This window comes from Variovorax paradoxus (assembly GCF_040544635.1).
GTDB classification, from domain to species: Bacteria; Pseudomonadota; Gammaproteobacteria; order Burkholderiales; family Burkholderiaceae_C; genus Variovorax; species Variovorax paradoxus_R.
Genome location: NZ_JBEPKJ010000009.1, coordinates 226037 through 241768, shown reverse-complemented (window position 1 = coordinate 241768; position 15732 = coordinate 226037). Strand labels below are relative to the sequence as shown.

Annotated in this window: 18 protein-coding genes; 10 read left to right on the top strand and 8 right to left on the bottom strand. The window is 66.5% G+C overall.

Features of this window, described 5'->3' with window-relative positions:
- Window positions 1-17: 17 nt before the first annotated feature.
- Entirely contained in the window at window positions 18-1313 is a 1296-nt protein-coding gene (locus ABIC94_RS17020) for an RNA polymerase sigma factor (RefSeq protein WP_354374172.1), read from the bottom strand.
- Between the two features lie 44 nt (window positions 1314-1357).
- On the opposite strand from ABIC94_RS17020, the gene ABIC94_RS17015 reads away from it, so the two are divergent.
- Complete coding sequence (locus ABIC94_RS17015; protein WP_436318036.1) at window positions 1358-2329, top strand: formylglycine-generating enzyme family protein; 972 nt, start codon at window positions 1358-1360, stop codon at window positions 2327-2329.
- 11 nt (window positions 2330-2340) lie between these two features.
- On the opposite strand, the gene ABIC94_RS17010 is transcribed toward ABIC94_RS17015, so the two are convergent.
- From ABIC94_RS17010 to murJ, 5 genes are all read right to left on the bottom strand, one after another.
- A complete protein-coding gene (locus ABIC94_RS17010) occupies window positions 2341-2757 on the bottom strand; it encodes a YciI family protein (RefSeq protein WP_354374171.1) in 417 nt (138 codons plus the stop codon).
- 31 nt (window positions 2758-2788) lie between these two features.
- Window positions 2789-3211, bottom strand: coding sequence for a YciI family protein (locus ABIC94_RS17005; protein WP_354374170.1), 423 nt, complete (start codon window positions 3209-3211; stop codon window positions 2789-2791).
- 130 nt (window positions 3212-3341) lie between these two features.
- Window positions 3342-3770 carry a bleomycin resistance protein gene (locus ABIC94_RS17000; protein ID WP_354374169.1) on the bottom strand — a complete coding sequence of 143 codons (429 nt, stop codon included), beginning with the start codon at window positions 3768-3770 and terminating at the stop codon, window positions 3342-3344.
- On the bottom strand, window positions 3770-4621 hold the full coding sequence (locus ABIC94_RS16995) for a SirB1 family protein (RefSeq protein WP_354374168.1): 852 nt from the start codon (window positions 4619-4621) through the stop codon (window positions 3770-3772). The genes ABIC94_RS17000 and ABIC94_RS16995 overlap by 1 nt, the downstream gene beginning before the upstream one ends.
- A 108-nt stretch (window positions 4622-4729) precedes the next feature.
- Window positions 4730-6283, bottom strand: coding sequence for a murein biosynthesis integral membrane protein MurJ (gene murJ / locus ABIC94_RS16990; protein WP_354374167.1), 1554 nt, complete (start codon window positions 6281-6283; stop codon window positions 4730-4732).
- Window positions 6284-6389: 106 nt separating this feature from the next.
- On the opposite strand from murJ, the gene rpsT reads away from it, so the two are divergent.
- Window positions 6390-6704 (top strand): 30S ribosomal protein S20, encoded by a 315-nt coding sequence (gene rpsT / locus ABIC94_RS16985; RefSeq protein WP_007831346.1) that lies wholly within the window; start codon window positions 6390-6392, stop codon window positions 6702-6704.
- Between the two features lie 136 nt (window positions 6705-6840).
- Here the strand turns inward: rpsT and ABIC94_RS16980 are convergent, their stop codons facing one another.
- Window positions 6841-7170 (bottom strand): DUF3579 domain-containing protein, encoded by a 330-nt coding sequence (locus ABIC94_RS16980; protein ID WP_258504825.1) that lies wholly within the window; start codon window positions 7168-7170, stop codon window positions 6841-6843.
- Window positions 7171-7331: 161 nt separating this feature from the next.
- Between ABIC94_RS16980 and ABIC94_RS16975 the strand changes: the two genes are divergently transcribed.
- The 8 genes from ABIC94_RS16975 to ABIC94_RS16940 all read left to right on the top strand — a co-directional run bounded on the left by ABIC94_RS16975 (window position 7332) and on the right by ABIC94_RS16940 (window position 14516).
- A complete protein-coding gene (locus tag ABIC94_RS16975; protein ID WP_354374166.1) occupies window positions 7332-8540 on the top strand; it encodes an aspartate aminotransferase family protein in 1209 nt (402 codons plus the stop codon).
- Window positions 8537-9472, top strand: coding sequence for an ornithine carbamoyltransferase (gene argF / locus ABIC94_RS16970; protein WP_126749237.1), 936 nt, complete (start codon window positions 8537-8539; stop codon window positions 9470-9472). Before ABIC94_RS16975 ends, argF begins: the two co-directional genes overlap by 4 nt.
- A 21-nt stretch (window positions 9473-9493) precedes the next feature.
- A complete protein-coding gene (locus ABIC94_RS16965) occupies window positions 9494-9802 on the top strand; it encodes a YkgJ family cysteine cluster protein (protein WP_354374165.1) in 309 nt (102 codons plus the stop codon).
- Between the two features lie 74 nt (window positions 9803-9876).
- A complete protein-coding gene (kynB, locus tag ABIC94_RS16960; protein WP_354374164.1) occupies window positions 9877-10533 on the top strand; it encodes an arylformamidase in 657 nt (218 codons plus the stop codon).
- Window positions 10534-10543: 10 nt separating this feature from the next.
- The gene (kynU, locus tag ABIC94_RS16955; RefSeq protein WP_354374163.1) at window positions 10544-11830 is read left to right on the top strand and encodes a kynureninase; all 1287 of its coding nucleotides are present in this window, start codon (window positions 10544-10546) and stop codon (window positions 11828-11830) included.
- 13 nt (window positions 11831-11843) lie between these two features.
- Window positions 11844-12329 (top strand): hypothetical protein, encoded by a 486-nt coding sequence (locus tag ABIC94_RS16950; RefSeq protein ID WP_354374162.1) that lies wholly within the window; start codon window positions 11844-11846, stop codon window positions 12327-12329.
- Window positions 12330-12345: 16 nt separating this feature from the next.
- Window positions 12346-13182, top strand: a complete 837-nt coding sequence (gene kynA / locus ABIC94_RS16945; protein WP_354374161.1) for a tryptophan 2,3-dioxygenase — start codon at window positions 12346-12348, stop codon at window positions 13180-13182.
- 83 nt (window positions 13183-13265) lie between these two features.
- The gene (locus ABIC94_RS16940; RefSeq protein ID WP_354374160.1) at window positions 13266-14516 is read left to right on the top strand and encodes an SMI1/KNR4 family protein; all 1251 of its coding nucleotides are present in this window, start codon (window positions 13266-13268) and stop codon (window positions 14514-14516) included.
- A gap of 28 nt (window positions 14517-14544) precedes the next feature.
- Here ABIC94_RS16940 and ABIC94_RS16935 read toward each other — a convergent pair whose 3' ends face one another.
- Window positions 14545-15729 carry an FAD-dependent monooxygenase gene (locus ABIC94_RS16935; RefSeq protein WP_354374159.1) on the bottom strand — a complete coding sequence of 395 codons (1185 nt, stop codon included), beginning with the start codon at window positions 15727-15729 and terminating at the stop codon, window positions 14545-14547.
- Window positions 15730-15732 lie beyond the last annotated feature (3 nt).

Here is a 15732-nt window from a genome sequence, read left to right as displayed (position 1 = left end):
CGGCCACGGCCTCCAGATCAGTTTTCCGGGAGAGTGCAGGCCCGGGCACGCGCGAGCAGCAATGCCTTCTCGCGCGTGTTGCGCGTGAGCGAGGCGGCGCGGTCGAATTCCCTGCGCGCCTCGTCGCGGCGGCCGAGCTTGAAGAGCAGGTCGCCGCGCACGGTCGGCAGCAGGTGGTAACCCTGCAATGCCGGCTCGCCCACGAGCGCATCGGCCACTTCGAGCCCCGCGGCAGGTCCGAAAGCCATCGAGAGCGCAACGGCGCGGTTCAGTTCGACGATGGGCGACGGCGACAGCTCGGCCAGTGCGTCGTACAGCGCGGCGATGCGCGGCCAATCGGTTTCTTCCGCGGTGCGCGCGCAGGCGTGGCAGGCGGCAATGGCAGCCTGCAGCGCATAGGGCCCGAGCGCCCCGCCCAGTGCTTCCGCGCGCGCCAGTCCAGCCAATCCGCGGCGAATCAGCATCTGGTCCCAGCGCGCACGGTTCTGCTCCAGCAGCAGCACCGGCTCGCCCGAGGGCCCCATGCGCGCGGCCGTGCGCGAGGCCTGGATTTCCATCAACGCCACGAGGCCGTGCACCTCCGAGGCGTCGGGCATCAGTTCGGCCACGATGCGGCCCAGTCGCATGGCTTCGTCGCACAGCGCGGGCCGCATCCAGTCGTCGCCCGCAGTGGCCGAGTAGCCTTCGTTGAAGATCAGATAGAGCACTTCGAGTACCGAGGCGAGCCGCGCCTCGAGTTCGTGCCGGCGCGGCACTTCGAAGGGCACGCGCGCTTCGAGAAGCGTGCGCTTGGCGCGCACGATGCGCTGTGCCACGGTGGCTTCGGGCACGAGAAAAGCGCGGGCGATTTCATCGGTCGTGAGGCCGCCCATCAGGCGCAGCGTGAGCGCCACACGCGCCTCGGTCGAAAGCACCGGGTGGCAGGCGGTGAACACCAGCCGCAGCAGGTCATCGCCGATGTCGTCGTCGATGGCCGCATCCACCGCCTCGGCGAAATCGGCCTGCGCCATTTCATGCTGGGCGTCGAGTTCGCGGCCAATCTCGGGCGCCTTGCGCTCGGCCAGCTGGCCGTGCCGCAAACGGTCGAGTGCGCGACGCTTGGCAACTGCGGTGAGCCAGGCAGCGGGGTTGTCCGGTACGCCCGAATCGCTCCATTGCTCCAGGGCCGAGACCAGCGCGTCCTGGGCCAGTTCCTCCGCCAGGCCCACGTCGCGCACCATGCGCGCAACGGTGGCGATGATCTTCGCGGATTCGATGCGCCACACCGCCGCGATGATGCGATGCACCGCTTCATGGTTGCCGCCACTGTTCATGCGCGCGCTTCCCCTTTGTCCAGCGGTTGCCATAGCATGCGCACATGAAGCGCTGCCTCCTGATCCTGGCAATGGTCCTTGGCAGCGCCCACGCTGCCGAAGTCGAACACAACAGCCTCGGCATGGCCTTCGTCAGGTTGGCGGCCGGCGAGTTCCTGATGGGCAGCGACGAAGCGCCCGAATTGCTGGCACGCGCCTATCCGCAGTTGCCGACGAAGCGATTTGCGCAACTGGAAGATGAAGGGCCGGTTCACCGGGTACGCATCACACGCTCTTTCTGGATGGGCCGGCATGAGGTCACCGTCGGCCAGTTCCGGCGCTTCATCGAAGCCTCGGGCTACGTACCTGAATCGGTGGCCGACCGGACCGGCGGCTACGGCTGGCGCGCCGACTACGACCCGGCAACTACGAAGCGCGGCGATGCCTTCGAGGGCCGCGACCCACGCTACTCGTGGCGCAACCCCGGCTTCACGCAAGGCGACGACCATCCGGTCGTCAACGTGACCTGGAACGACGCCCAGGCGCTGGCCGCCTGGCTGAGCAAGACCGAAAGCCGCCGCTATCGCCTTCCGACCGAAGCCGAATGGGAGTACGCCTGCCGCGCCGGCACCCGCAGCCGGTACAGCTCGGGCGACGATCCCCGCTCGTTGCTGGGCGCGGCCAACGTGTTCGACGCCAACAGTGCCAAGAACTGGCCGCGCTGGCAGCTGATGGCGGTGGACGGCGACGACGGCTACGCCTTCACCGCACCCGTCGGCAGCTTCGCGCCCAACCCATGGGGCCTTTACGACATGCATGGCAATGCGTGGGAGTGGGTAGCCGACTGGCATGGCGATAAATACTACGCGCAGTCGCCGCTCGACGACCCGCAGGGCCCTGCCGAGGGCGAGGTGCGGGTGCGCCGCGGCGGCTCCTGGCACACCTGGGCCTTCTATGCCCGAGCGGCCTACCGCAACTGGAACGCGCCGGACACACGCTACACGCTGGTGGGCATCCGGCTGGTGCGGGAAGACTGAGCCGTGAAGAGTTATCTCTTGACCGCCTGCATCGACGCCATCTCGGCTGTGAGGGCCTGCACGTCTGGCGGGTAGTCGGCAATCTCCTGGATCTGGCGCACCTCGATCACCTCGTTTTCACTGCCGGGGCAGCGTGTGGCCCATTCGATGGCGTCGGCGCGCGAGGGCACGTCGATGATCCAGTAGCCGCCGAGCACTTCCTTGGCTTCGGCGAAAGGGCCGTCGACCACCTTGGGCTTGCGGCCCGGAAAGCTCACGCGCGCGCCCATCGAGGGCGGGTGCAGGCCGTCGCAACTGATCAGAATGCCGGCTTTCTGCATCGACTCGTTGTAGGCCATCATGGCCGCCACCGCTTCGACGTCGTCGGGAATGGTGCCGGGCGCGGCGGTTTCGTAGCCGTGGGGAATCATCAGCAGCATGAATCGCATGATCGTTTCTCCTAGAGTTTTCGGGTGGGGGTCAGCGGTCGGCCTTGGCGGCCACTTCGGCGCGCAGGCGGTCTTCCTGCGCCAGCAGCTCAGGCGTCATCGACTCGGCGAAATCGGAGGCCTCGAACACCTGGCGGATCTCGATCTCGCCCTCCTGGAACGGGCTGCGCTTGATCCATTCGATGGCTTCTTCCTTCGACTTGACCTGGAGCAGCCAGAAGCCCGCGAGCAACTCCTTCGTCTCGGCGAAAGGCCCGTCGATGACGGTGCGCTTCAGCCCTTCGCAGCGCACGCGCGCCCCCTTGGAAGAGGGGTGCAGCCCTTCGCCCGCCAACAGCACGCCGGCCTTGACCAGCTCCTCGTTGAACTTGCCCATGGCAGTGAGCACTTCGGTGCTGGGCATCACGCCCGCTTCGGAATCCTTGTTGGCCTTGACCAGAACCATGAATCGCATGTCGTTTCTCCTGAAGGTTGATGAAATCGGGAGCTGCCGAAAACTGCGCGCTCCTGTTCACACGTCGGACGAGCGGAAGCCGGATCGACACGCTCGCACCGATCCATTTGTAAATTTATGTATCAGAAACTCAGGGCAAATAGCCGCAGAAGCGCAATACATGGCCGTCGGGTTCGCGGATCGCAAACTCGCGCAGGCCCCACGGCTGCGACGTGGGCGGTTCGATCACCGTGACGCCGCGCTGCACATAGGCGGCGTGCAGGCCGTCGATGTCCTTGCCCACGTGGATCACGATTTCGCCGCGCCAGGGCGGCGCGCCGCGTGTGTTGCACTGCCACAGCCGCAGGTAGACCGGGTCGCCGTAGGTGCGGTCGCCCTTCTTCACCCGCGCATAGCTGGGCGGCTCGCCGGCGATGAAATCGAGCTCGAAGCCCAGGATGTCCCTAAACCAGCGCGCCGCGCGCGTGACGTCGGACACCGGCAGCACCGGCTGCACGCCGTGAAATTCGTGAAGCGTGCCGAGATCGGAGGCGTCGGCAACGCCGTTCCTGGCGTTCATCAGTCGGCCGCTCGGCGCAAGGCGGCCAGTCGCTCGGCAATGACGTCGACGTCGAGCGCGTCTTCCGCATGCTCGAGGTAGGTTTCCAGGTCTCGCATCGCGGCGGCCGTGTTGCCCTGTTCGGCGTGCGCAATGCCGCGGTCGCGGTATTCGCCCCAGGCGGTGGGCAGCAACGCAATGAGGCGGTCTTGCACGGCGATGGCCCGCTGCCAGTCTTCCTGGGCGCGGTGCACTTCCTTCAGGTTGCGCAGCATGCGCCCGATGATCTCGCGCGAGCTGGCGGGCTGCAGGTAAAGGCCCAGCGGCACGTCGAAATCGCCGACCAGCCCGTTGTTGCGCTTGTAGGGCTCGAGCCGCTCGCCGAGTTCTTCCCGCGAGAGCGATTTGCCGGTGAAGGGGTCGATCACCACCTGCCCTTTCGGCAGCGTGACCTTGAGCATGAAATGGCCCGGAAAACCGATGCCGCGCGCCTGCAGGCCCAGGCCCTGCGCCAACTCCATCCACAGCACCGCCAGCGAAATAGGAATGCCGCGGCGCGTGCGCAAGACGGCGTTCAGGTAGCTGTTGTCGGGGTCGTAGTAGTCGTTGACGTTGCCGCCGAAGTTCAGATCATTGAAGAAGAACTGGTTGAGCGCGCGCAGCCGGGCGAGCGGCGCGGCGTCGGCGGGCAGGCGGCGCTTGAGGCGGGCCAGCAACTGGTCGACATCGCCGAGCACCTGCTGCACGTCGAGATCGGGGTATTCGTCCTGCGCAAGGCTGGCGGCAGCTTCGAGCAGCGGAAAGTGGTCGTCGCTCTGCACCAGCGATTCGAAATACGCCAGGGCCGTGGGAACCTGAAAGCTGAACGTCATGTGTCTTTGTAGAGGAGCATTCGGGGAGCGTCAAGGCGGTGTTTTCAGCTTGCGCAATTCGAGAACAGCCCTGTTGCGAAAGGCGCAACAGGGCCCGTCTGCGCGTGCCTACCGGCGCATGAAACTGCGCAGCCGGACGCCCACGGCCGCCAGCACGGCGAAATACAGCAGCCCCGCGCCTGCGATCAGCGCGGCCAGCAACCCGATGCGGTGCAAGCGCTGGGCGCGCAGGCCGATCCAGTCGAAATAGTACGAGCCCCAGGCCAGCAAGGCCGCCAGCACCAGCGTGCCCGCCGCCACCTGCAAAATGAACTTGCCCCAGCCCGGCTCGGGCTTGTAGCTGCCGCGGCGAACCAGCCCCACCAGCAGCCAGATCGCGTTGACCACCGCGCCGATGCCGATGGTCAGCGTGAGCGCCGCATGCTGCAGCACCGGCACCAGAAAGACGTTGAGCACCTGGATCAGCACCAGCACGGACACCGCAATGATCACCGGCGTGCGCATGTCGTGCTTGGCGTAATAGCCCGGCGCAAGCACCTTGATGGCCACGATGCCGACCAGTCCGACGCCGTAGCCCATCAGCGCCAGCGTGGTGCGCTTCACGTCTTCGTCGCCATAGGCCCCGTTGTGGAACAGCACCGACACCAGCGGCTGCGAAAACAGGAGCAGCGCAATGGCGCATGGCGCCGAAAGCAGCACCACCAGCCGGAGCCCCCAGTCGAGCAGCGCCGAGTAGCGCTCGTCGTCCTTCGCGGCGCGCGCGCCGGCCAGCTGTGGCATCAGCACCACGCCGAGTGCAACGCCGAGCATGGCGGTGGGAAATTCCATGAGCCGGTCGGCATTGACCACCCAGGTCACGCTGCCCGTGGCGAGATGAGAGGCGATCTGCGTATTGATGAGCAATGAAATCTGCGCCACGCTCACGCCCAGCAAGGCCGGAAGCATGAGCTTCAGCACCTTGCGCGTGGTCGGGTCGGCCCAGGCGGCGCGCAGCGCGCCGAAGGTTGCACCGATGCGCGGCATGAGGCCCAGCGCGCGCAGGGCCGGCACCTGCAGCGCCAGTTGCAGCACACCGCCGACCAGCACGCCGGCGCACTGCGCATAGATCGGCTCGATGCCGTAGCGCCTGAACAGCGGCGCGCCGACCACGATGGCAAGAATCAGCGAAAGATTGAGCAGCACCGGCGAAGCAGCCGGCACCGCGAACTTGCGCCAGGTGTTCAGGACCCCGCCCGCCAACGCCACGAGCGACATGAAACCGATGTAGGGGAACATCCAGCGCGTCATGACCACGGCCGCGTCGAAGCCCGCCAGCCCGCTGGCCATGGCCCAGACCAGCCAGGGCGCGCCGACCACGCCGGCCACGCACACGACCACCAGCGCCCAGGTGAGCAGCGTGGCCACGTGGTCGATCAGCGCCTTGGCGCCCTCCTCGCCGGCCTCGGTCTTGTGCCCGGCCAGCACCGGCACAAAGGCCTGGCTGAAGGCGCCTTCGCCGAAAACCCGCCGGAACAGGTTGGGAATGCGGAAAGCGACGTTGAAGGCGTCGGTCAGGGCGCTGACGCCGAACACCGAGGCAAAAAGCACGTCGCGCACGAGGCCCGTGATCCGCGATGCGAGCGTCAGAAGGGAAACGGTGGAGGCGGATTTGAGCAGTGACACGGGGCGAGTGTAGGGCCCGGCAAGCCCCCGATTCGGCGAAAAACCCAACCCGGCCTATAATGGAGGGCTTTGCTGCATCATCCTCAGACACCTAAGGAACTAAATCATGGCATCCGCCAAGCCCAAGAAAAAGAACCCGCGCCTCGCCTCCGGCCGTAAGCGCGTCCGCCAGGACACCAAGCTCAACGCTGCGAACACCTCGCTGCGCTCCAAATACCGCACCGCCGTGAAGAATGTCGAAAAGGCCGTTCTGGCCGGCGACAAGACCAAGGCAAGCGAACTCTTCGCGAAGGCCCAGAGCATCGTCGACACCGTCGCCGACAAGGGCATCTTCCACAAGAACAAGGCAGCTCGCGACAAGAGCCGCCTGTCGGCGAAGGTCAAGGCCCTCGCCCTCGCGCCTGAAAAGGCAGCCGCCTGACACCTGTCAGGCAAGCCCGGATCGGAATTCTCCGGTCCGCCGTTTGATCGGGGTGCGCTGCAGCAAAGTGTAAAAAACCGCCTTCGGGCGGTTTTTTCATGGGCGATCGCTTTGTGGAACGGAGTCGGCAGCAGGCTCAGGTCTTGGGCGGTGCGCCGGGCGCGTCGGGAACCAGGCAGGCCTCGGCCACCTGCAAGTCGTTGTCCCGCGCAAAATTGACGCAGAAGTCCCAGGCCATGGGCTCGGCATCGCGCAAGGCCCGGTTCACGACCACGCACTTGACGCCGTTGATGGTGGTGGGAACGCACCAGGGCGAATAGCTCAGGTGGCTTCCGGGATAGGCGCCCCCAGGACGAAAAGAGCACATCACGCCGGCCAGCCGCTCGGCCCAGTCGCTCGGGCGAAAAGTCCGGCCATCATGGGTGATGCCCTGGATGAAGATTTCTTTGGCAGTGGGGGAAATCATCGTTGAATGAGGCGCCCGCAGGCAGGTGCTGCGGTGCAGCAAGAGATTCTATCCGCGCCACTTTGCCGCTCGGCCCGAGGGCATTGCTGTAATGCGGAATCCTCAATGAAGCTGCCCGACTGGACGCCTAGAATCCGCGGTTCCCTATCTGGAGAACCCGAATGAGCGCTACCGCCCAGCCCACCTCGCCCCACGTCATGAACACCTACGGTCGCCTGCCGATCGCGCTGTCGCACGGCCAGGGCTGCCGAGTCTGGGACACCGCGGGCAAGGCCTATCTCGACGGCCTCGGCGGCATTGCCGTGAACACGCTGGGCCACAACCACCCCGAGCTGGTGCCCGCGCTGCAGGACCAGATCAGCAAGCTGATCCACAGCTCCAACTACTACCATGTGCCCGGCCAGGAGCAGCTTGCCACCAAGCTGACCGAGCTTTCGGGCCTGACCAACGCCTTTTTCTGCTGCACGGGCCTTGAAGCCAACGAAGCCGCCCTGAAGCTCGCGCGCAAGTTCGGCCACGACAAGGGCATCGAACGGCCCGAAATCGTTGTTTACGAGGCCGCTTTCCACGGCCGCAGCATCGCCACGCTGTCGGCCACCGGCAACCCCAAGGTGCAGGCCGGTTTCGGCCCGCTGGTCGAGGGCTTCATCCGCGTGCCGCTGAACGACATCGAGGCGCTCAAGAAGGCCACCGAAGGCAACCCCAACGTGGTTGCCGTGTTCTTCGAAACCATCCAGGGCGAAGGCGGCATCAACCCGATGCGCTGGGAATACCTGAAGCAGGTGCGCGCCCTGTGCGACGAGCGCGACTGGCTCATGATGATCGACGAAGTGCAATGCGGCATGGGCCGCACCGGCAAGTGGTTTGCGCACCAGTGGGCCGGCATCAAGCCTGACGTGATGCCGCTGGCCAAGGGCCTGGGCTCGGGCGTGCCGATCGGCGCCGTGGTGGCCGGCCCCAAGGCCGCCAACATCTTCGGCCCGGGCAACCACGGCACCACCTTCGGCGGCAACCCGCTCGCAATGCGTGCCGGCATCGAAACCATCCGCATCATGGAAGAGCACAAGCTGCTCGAAAACGCCGCCACGGTCGGCGAACACCTGAAAGCCGCGCTGGCGCGCGAAATCGGCGGCCTCGCCGGCGTGAAGGAAATCCGCGGCCAGGGCCTGATGCTGGGCATCGAGCTCGACCGGCCCTGCGGCGTCATCCTGAACCGCGCCTGCGATGCCGGCCTGCTGCTGAGCGTGACGGCCGACAAGGTGATCCGCCTCGTGCCGCCGCTCATCCTGAGCATTGCCGAGGCCGACGAAATCGTCGCCATCCTTGCGCCTCTCGTGAAAACCTTTCTGTCGGAGCCCGCAGCGCAATGACGACCGCCACCACGCCGAACGCCATCCGCCACTACCTGCAGTTCTCGGACCTCACGGCCGACGAGTACGCCTATCTTTTCGATCGCATGGCGATCATCAAGAAGAAGTTCAAGACCTACGAAAAGCACCAGCCGCTGACCGACCGCACGCTGGCGATGATTTTCGAGAAGGCCAGCACGCGCACCCGCGTGAGCTTCGAGGCGGGCATGTACCAGCTCGGCGGCAGCGTGGTGCACCTGACCACCGGAGACAGCCAGCTCGGCCGCGCGGAACCCATCGAGGACAGCGCCAAGGTCATCAGCCGCATGGTCGACATCGTGATGATCCGCACCTACGAGCAGACCAAGATCGACACCTTTGCCGCGCATTCGCGCGTGCCGGTGATCAACGGCCTGACCAACGAGTTTCATCCCTGCCAGATCCTTGCGGACATCTTCACCTACATCGAGCATCGCGGCTCGATCCAGGGGAAGACCATCGCCTGGGTGGGCGACGGCAACAACATGGCCAACACCTGGCTGCAGGCGGCCGAGATCCTGGGCTTTACCGTGCACGTGAGCACGCCCAGCGGCTATGAAGTCGACCAGTCGATCGCGGGCATCCGCTCGGGCGACAGCTACAAGGTCTTCAAGGACCCGATGGAAGCCTGCCGCGGCGCCGACCTCGTCACCACCGACGTCTGGACCAGCATGGGCTACGAATCGGAGAACGAGGCCCGCCGCAAGGCCTTTGCCGACTGGTGCGTCGATGAAGACATGATGCGCATCGCCCAGCCCGACGCCCTCTTCATGCACTGCCTGCCCGCGCACCGCGGCGAGGAAGTGCAGGCCGAGGTGATCGACGGTCCGCAGTCCGTGGTGTGGGACGAGGCCGAGAACCGGCTGCACGCCCAGAAGGCGCTGATGGAGTTTTTGCTCCTGGGCAGGCTCTGAAGAAAACCTGAAGGCGGCGGCGTGTCCCATTGCCAGCAATGCGGCGCCTGCTGCGCCAGCTACCGCGTCGACTTCAGTGTGCACGAGCTCGACGACAACGGCGGCAAGGTGCCCTCGGGCCTTGCAGTCGAGGTGAACGACGCCCTTTGCCGCATGCGCGGCACCGACCACACGCCGATGCGCTGCGCGGCGCTCACCGGAAAGATCGGCCAGTCGGTGGCCTGCGGCATCTACGAGTGGCGCCCCAACCCCTGCCACGAATTGCAGGCCGGCAGCGATGCCTGCGAGCGGGCGCGCGCAAGGCACGGGCTACCAGCCCTGCCCTCCTGAGCCAATCATCTCGTCACGCCGTGTGTTGGAAATAACCGACACCACGACCCCTCGCCCGGCGCTACCTTTGCGTCATGCGCTCTTCTCTGCAAACTGAATCCCGCCTCTGGGACATCTCGCCTCCCGTGCATGAAGGCGCGCCGGTGTTCCCCGGCGACACGCCCTACCAGCAGCGCTGGGCCGCGACCATTTCGGCGGACTGTCCGGTCAACGTCAGCGAGATCAAGCTCTCGCCCCACGTCGGCGCGCATGCCGACGCCCCCCTGCACTACGACCCCGACGGCCAGACCATCGGCCACGTCGATCTCACGCCTTTTCTCGGCCCTTGCCGGGTGATTCACGCCATCGCCAAGGGCCCGCTGATCGAGTGGGAGCACATTGCGCATGCGATCACGGGCGACCTGCCGCCCCGTGTGCTGGTGCGCACCTACGCGGCCATGCCCGTCGGCCACTGGGACCCGCAGCTCGCGGCCTATGCGCCCGCCACCGTCGAGCGCCTTGCGGCGATGGGCGTGAAGCTCATCGGCATCGACACCGCCAGCATCGACCCGGCCGACAGCAAGACGCTGGAAAGCCACCAGCGCATCCGCCGCCTCGACCTGCGCGTGCTCGAGAACCTCGTGCTCGACGACGTGCCCGAAGGCGACTACGAACTCATTGCGCTGCCGCTCAAGCTGACCAGCGCCGATGCTTCCCCCGTTCGCGCCGTGCTGCGCGAACTTCCACGCTGAAACCCGCTCCATGACGACCCTTGAAGACTGCCGCGCGCTCGACGCGCAAGACCCGCTGCGCTCGCTGCGCGACCAATTCACACTGCCGGAAGGCGTGATCTACCTCGACGGCAACTCGCTCGGCGTGCTGCCCAAGGCCGCGCCGGCACGCATTGCCGAAGTCGTTGCCCAGGAATGGGGCCAGGGCCTGATCCGCTCGTGGAACACGGCAAGCTGGTTCGACCTGCCGCAGCGCCTGGGCGACAAGGTGGCCCGGCTGATCGGCGCCGCGCCCGGCGAAGTGGTGTGCACCGACAGCACCTCGGTCAACCTCTACAAGGTGCTCTTCGCGGCACTCTCGCAGCAAAAGGACACCGGCCGCAAGCTGGTGGTCAGCGAACGCAGCAACTTCCCGACCGACCTGTACATCGCCGAATCGCTGTGCCGCGAACGCGGCTTCACGCTCAAGCTGATCGATGCGAGCGAGCTGCAAGGCCCGGGTTCGGTGCTGACCGACGAAGTGGCCGTGCTGATGCTCACGCACGTGAACTACCGCACCGGCGCCATGCACGACATGAAGGCCATCACCGCCGCGGCGCACGCAGCGGGCGCGCTGACCGTGTGGGACCTCGCGCACAGTGCGGGCGCCGTGCCGGTCGCACTGAACGAAAGCAATGCCGACTACGCCATCGGCTGCGGCTACAAGTATCTGAACGGCGGCCCCGGCGCGCCGGCGTTCGTCTGGGTTCATACCCGGCACGCGGGCAAGTTCGAGCAGCCGCTGTCGGGTTGGTGGGGCCATGCGGCGCCTTTCGAATTCACGCCGCACTACCGGCCCGCGCCGGGCGTGGGCCGCTACCTCTGCGGCACGCAACCGATCGTCGCGCTGGCGGGGCTCGAATGCGGGCTCGATACGGTGCTCGCGGCCGAGGCATTCGATGGCGGCAAGGGCGGCATGGCCGCCCTGCGCGCCAAATCGCTCGCGCTCACGGACCTCTTCATCCAACTCGTCGAAGAGCGCTGCGCGGGCCAAGGCCTTTCGCTCGTCACGCCGCGCGAACATGCACAGCGCGGCTCACAGGTCTGCCTGAGCCGCGATGAAGGCGCCTACGCCATCGTGCAGGCGCTGATCGCGCGCGGCGTGATCGGCGACTACCGCGCCGGCGATTCGCAAATGCCGGACATCCTGCGCTTCGGCTTCACGCCGCTGTACCTCGGCTTCGAGGATGTGTGGAATTCCGTCGAGCACCTGGTGCAGGTGCTGGAGGCGGGCGAGTGGAAGCGCGAAGAATTCAACCGCAAGAACGCAGTGACCTGAGCAGTACGTACCCATGAAACACCCATTGATCGCCATCTTCTCCTCGCTCCTGATGCTGGCCGCACCGGCCTTTGCGCAGCAGCCCAGCTTCACGCTGGACCAGCTCAAGGCCTTCGTCGCCCTCACGCCCGATGCCTTTCGCCAGCAGGTCAAGGCCCAAGGCTTCTCCTACGCCGACAAGACCGTGACCCCCGAGGTCAGCATGATCGAATACGACAAGGTGGTCGACGACCACACGATCCGCTTCATGAAGTCCACCTACACGGAAGGCCGCGCCGGCGAGAACAACATCCAGCTTTCGCTCACCGACAAGGCCGCCTTCGAGCGACTGGTGAAGGAGGTGCGCGCCGCGGGCTACGCGCCGGCTGAAAAGGGCCGTATTCCCGGCGGCGAGACTTACCAGGAGTTCAAGCGCAAGAACGAAGTCGTGCGTTTCGTCTACCCCAGGAAAGAGGCCGGCATGGGCCTATCCTCCTACACCGCCGTGGTCTGGCGATGACCCGCCGGCAAGCATCATGAGCACCGAAAAAATCGTTCACGAAGAAAAGGCGCAGCTGGATTTCAGCGCGTCGATGAGCTACGGCGACTACCTGCACCTCGACGAAATCCTCAACGCACAGCACCCGCTCTCGCCCGCACACGACGAGATGCTGTTCATCGTGCAGCACCAGACCAGCGAACTCTGGATGAAGCTCATGCTGCACGAACTGCGCGCGGCCACTACCTGCATCGCGCAGGAAAAACTGGCCGACGCCTTCAAGATGCTGGCACGCGTGAGCCGCATCATGGAACAGCTCGTGAGCGCATGGACCGTTCTCTCGACCATGACACCGCCCGAGTACACGGCCATGCGCCCCTACCTGGCCAACTCGAGCGGCTTTCAAAGCGCGCAGTACCGCTGCATCGAGTTCGCGCTCGGCAACAAGAACGCCGCCATGCTCAAGCCGCATGCGCACCGGCCCGATCTGCTGGCGCAGGTCGAAGCAGCCTACCGGTCGCCTTCGCTCTACGACGAATCACTGAAACTGCTTGCGCGCCACGGCCTGCCTGTGCCCGCCGATCGGCTGGAGCGCGACTGGACGCAGCCCTACGAATCCAGCGACGGTGTCGAGGCGGCATGGCTCACGGTGTATCGCAACCCGCACGATCACTGGGATCTGTACCAGCTCGGCGAAAAGCTCACCGACCTCGAAGACGCATTCCGGCTCTGGCGCTTTCGCCATGTGACCACGGTCGAGCGCGTGATCGGCTTCAAGCGCGGCACGGGCGGTACAGGCGGCGTGAGCTACCTGCGCAAGATGCTCGACGTGGTGCTGTTCCCCGAAATCTGGAAGCTGCGCACCGACCTGTGATGTAGCCCGCATCCGCCGTGCGCCATGCAAGCGCTTGCCCCATTTGCCCAAAGCGCTACATTGGCAACAACGGAGGCACTGCCATGAACGATGTCCAGTTTTCGCTCGAAGAGCTTGCTACCCTGCGCGAGCACGGCGTGGTCCTGTTTGCGGACCGCGTGATCTTCGACGCACAGCCGCCGATGCCCACGCAGCAGATCGCCGCCATCCAGGCACTGTGCGCGGGGCCGATTCCCGAGCCGCTGGTCGAACTGTGGCGGCAAACGGCGGGCGGCCGTCTCGACTACGACCTGTCGCTGCTGATGAACGGCAACGTGGAATCCGTCAGCTGGTCGGAGCTATTCTGGGACGGCAGCGACGGCTATCGCGATCTGCAAGGTTGGATCGAGTTCGAGCAGGAGCTGGCTGAAGAGGCCGCCAAGACACAAGACCGCCCCTGGAGCGGCAAGCTCACGCACCTGCCCTTCGGCGGCTTCGAGTATCTCGATCGGGTTTATGCGGTGGTCGAGCCCGGCCCCGAACACGGGCACATCGTCGCGTGGAAGCAAGGGCTGCCGCCGGCCTGGACGCACGCGCTGCACGAAGACGGCCTGAGCACCATTGCGCCCGATCTGCACGGCGCTTTTGCGGCCCTGCATCTCGACGAAGACCCGCTGGCGCCCACCGGCGACTATTTCTCGGGCCAGACGCTGCTCCAGTATCTTGACGACAGACACCAGGACCATGGCCTGGATCTCGACCTGATGGACAAGCTGGTGACCTTCTATTGCCGCGCGGTTGTCGACTGGCGCACGCCGCTGGCGGATGGAACGCTGCGCCGGTTGCCAACCACTGCGCGCGCAGCGCTGCACCACGCCATTGCCACCGACGATGCGGACCTGGTGGCTGAACTCGCGGCCGCGGGCGTGAGCTTCGAAGGCCCGCAGCAGGGCAGCGCACTGGCCACGGACGTTGCCATAGGCAAGGGCGCCTTCGCCGCGGCCATGGCGCTGGTGCGCGCGGGCGCGCCGGTGGCACGCGACGCCCTGCGCAACATCGACGGCCAGATTTCGCCCGAGCTCACGAACGCGTTGCTCGCCAACGGCGCGGAGCCCAGCGTGGCGGCCATCGTCAAATGCGCGGCTTGCGGTGCGCCTGCAAGCGCGCACCTGATCGCCGATGCATGCACGCAGACGGGCATCGACGTGCCGCCCGCATTCGTTGCCGACCGCGATGCGATGCTGGCCGAACTCGAGACCACGCTGCGCGAGGTTCGCGACGGCTCTCAAGGCCACTATCTCGGCGCCGAAGGTCTGGCCGAGCGCATCGAGCACTTGCAGACGTTCAGGCTCTGAGAGGAGCCTCCAGGTACAGCTGCTGCCGTCAGCCCGCGTAGAGCCAGGGCTGGTCCAGCAGCCGCGCGCCCAGCGTGCGCATGGCCAGGTCGCGGCCCAGACGCATCGCGCCGGTGGCGTGAAAGATCTGCCCGTTGCGCCGCGCCCTTGCCTGCACGAGGGCATTGCGCTGCCAGCGAGCCTCGGCATAGCGGGCAAATGCGGCCGGCACTTGAGCCGCCCCGCCATCGCCAAGCGCCTCGGCCAAGGCGACCGCATCTTCGATGGCCATGCCCGCGCCCTGCGCGAGGTAAGGCACCATCGGGTGCGCGGCGTCGCCCACCAGCGCCACGCGCTCGTGGGCCATGTCGGCGGCGGAAGCGAGCGGCGGTCGGTCGCTGAGTGTCCACGCGCGCCAGCCGGGCATGGCTTCGAGCAAGGCCTGCAAGCCGCTTGTGCTGCGGCCCGTGGCCTTCTGCAGCGCGGCAAGGCTGCTGGCCTGGTCCCAGTCGCGCGCATCGCCGGCCGGCGCGGACTCGGCAATGACGACCACGTTGAGCCACGCGCCGCCGCGCACCGGGTACGACACCGCATGCAGGCGCGGGCCGAGCCACACGTCGATGCGATCGCGCCGCAGCGCTTGCGGCAAGTCGGCCTGTGCAACGATTCCGCGCCAGGCCGTGTGGCCGGTGACGTGCGGCGGTTCGGCCGCCAATGGCGACTCGAGCCGTTGGCGCGCCACGCTCCAGAGGCCGTCGGCGCCGACCAGCGCCTCGCCCTCCCAGGCGCGTGCACCGCTGCCCGATACGCAGACGAGATCGTCGCCGGCTTCGACCTGTGCGATGTGCGCATCGGTCACCAGGGTGCCGGTGCCGCGTGCGCGCACGGCGTCGAGCAGCAGCGAATGCAGATCGGCGCGATGCACACAAAGATAAGGCGCGCCATACCGCTGGCGCATGGCATCGCCAAGCGGCAGGCGGGCCAGCTCGGCACCGCTGCCGGCACTCTGGACCACCAATGCGTCAGGGCACGCAGCAACCGCCGCAAGGCCTTCGGCCAGGCCCAGTTGCTGGAGGCGCCGCGTGACGTTGGGGCCGATTTGAATACCGGCGCCGATTTCGGCGAACGCGGCCGCCTGCTCGAAGACATCGACGCGGTGGCGGCCGCGGGACAGCGCCAGCGCGGTCGCAAGCCCCCCGATGCCGCCGCCGACGACCAGGATGTGTGCGGGCATCGG

Coding starts and splice junctions, on each gene's coding strand:
- kynB (WP_354374164.1), top strand. CDS start 9,877: ATGCGCTCTTCTCTGCAAACTGAATCCCGCCTCTGGGACATCTCGCCT.
- ABIC94_RS16940 (WP_354374160.1), top strand. CDS start 13,266: ATGAACGATGTCCAGTTTTCGCTCGAAGAGCTTGCTACCCTGCGCGAG.
- kynU (WP_354374163.1), top strand. CDS start 10,544: ATGACGACCCTTGAAGACTGCCGCGCGCTCGACGCGCAAGACCCGCTG.
- ABIC94_RS17010 (WP_354374171.1), bottom strand. CDS start 2,757: ATGCGATTCATGCTGCTGATGATTCCCCACGGCTACGAAACCGCCGCG.
- ABIC94_RS17015 (WP_436318036.1), top strand. CDS start 1,358: ATGAAGCGCTGCCTCCTGATCCTGGCAATGGTCCTTGGCAGCGCCCAC.
- argF (WP_126749237.1), top strand. CDS start 8,537: ATGACGACCGCCACCACGCCGAACGCCATCCGCCACTACCTGCAGTTC.
- ABIC94_RS16975 (WP_354374166.1), top strand. CDS start 7,332: ATGAGCGCTACCGCCCAGCCCACCTCGCCCCACGTCATGAACACCTAC.
- ABIC94_RS16950 (WP_354374162.1), top strand. CDS start 11,844: ATGAAACACCCATTGATCGCCATCTTCTCCTCGCTCCTGATGCTGGCC.
- ABIC94_RS16980 (WP_258504825.1), bottom strand. CDS start 7,170: ATGATTTCCCCCACTGCCAAAGAAATCTTCATCCAGGGCATCACCCAT.
- ABIC94_RS16935 (WP_354374159.1), bottom strand. CDS start 15,729: ATGCCCGCACACATCCTGGTCGTCGGCGGCGGCATCGGGGGGCTTGCG.
- kynA (WP_354374161.1), top strand. CDS start 12,346: ATGAGCACCGAAAAAATCGTTCACGAAGAAAAGGCGCAGCTGGATTTC.
- ABIC94_RS17020 (WP_354374172.1), bottom strand. CDS start 1,313: ATGAACAGTGGCGGCAACCATGAAGCGGTGCATCGCATCATCGCGGCG.
- ABIC94_RS17000 (WP_354374169.1), bottom strand. CDS start 3,770: ATGAACGCCAGGAACGGCGTTGCCGACGCCTCCGATCTCGGCACGCTT.
- ABIC94_RS17005 (WP_354374170.1), bottom strand. CDS start 3,211: ATGCGATTCATGGTTCTGGTCAAGGCCAACAAGGATTCCGAAGCGGGC.
- ABIC94_RS16995 (WP_354374168.1), bottom strand. CDS start 4,621: ATGACGTTCAGCTTTCAGGTTCCCACGGCCCTGGCGTATTTCGAATCG.
- rpsT (WP_007831346.1), top strand. CDS start 6,390: ATGGCATCCGCCAAGCCCAAGAAAAAGAACCCGCGCCTCGCCTCCGGC.